The organism is Lactiplantibacillus plajomi (assembly GCF_005405405.1).
In the GTDB taxonomy this organism is placed as follows: domain Bacteria; phylum Bacillota; class Bacilli; order Lactobacillales; family Lactobacillaceae; genus Lactiplantibacillus; species Lactiplantibacillus plajomi.
In genome coordinates this window covers 1-434 of record NZ_BJDZ01000071.1, presented here as the reverse complement: position 1 = coordinate 434, position 434 = coordinate 1, and the positions used below count along the sequence as shown (strand labels likewise).

Here is a 434-nt window from a genome sequence, read left to right as displayed (position 1 = left end):
AACAAGGTAGCCGTAGGAGAACCTGCGGCTGGATCACCTCCTTTCTAAGGAATATTACGGAAACCTACACAGCGTCGAAACTTTGTTTAGTTTTGAGAGGTCTAACTCTCAATTTAACACCTGCTTTTTGGGCCTATAGCTCAGCTGGTTTAGAGCGCACGCCTGATAAGCGTGAGGTCGATGGTTCAAGTCCATTTAGGCCCATTAAGAACTGTTTTAGTTCTTATTAGTTAAATATTTCATGGGGAATTAGCTCAGCTGGGAGAGCACCTGCTTTGCAAGCAGGGGGTCAGCGGTTCGATCCCGCTATTCTCCATTGACAACGTTGGTTGTCATTGAAACTTGTTCTTTGAAAACTAGATAATATCAAATATATTTTTTCATAATGAAACCGAGAACACCGCGTTTTTTGAGTTTTTTATTGAAGTTTAATT

The 434-nt window shown here is 41.0% G+C and carries 2 tRNA genes; both read left to right on the top strand.

The window, feature by feature from the left end:
* Positions 1-129 precede the first annotated feature (129 nt).
* Positions 130-204 (top strand) — tRNA-Ile (locus FFM82_RS13460).
* A gap of 39 nt (positions 205-243) precedes the next feature.
* Positions 244-316 (top strand) — tRNA-Ala (locus tag FFM82_RS13455).
* Positions 317-434: the final 118 nt, after the last annotated feature.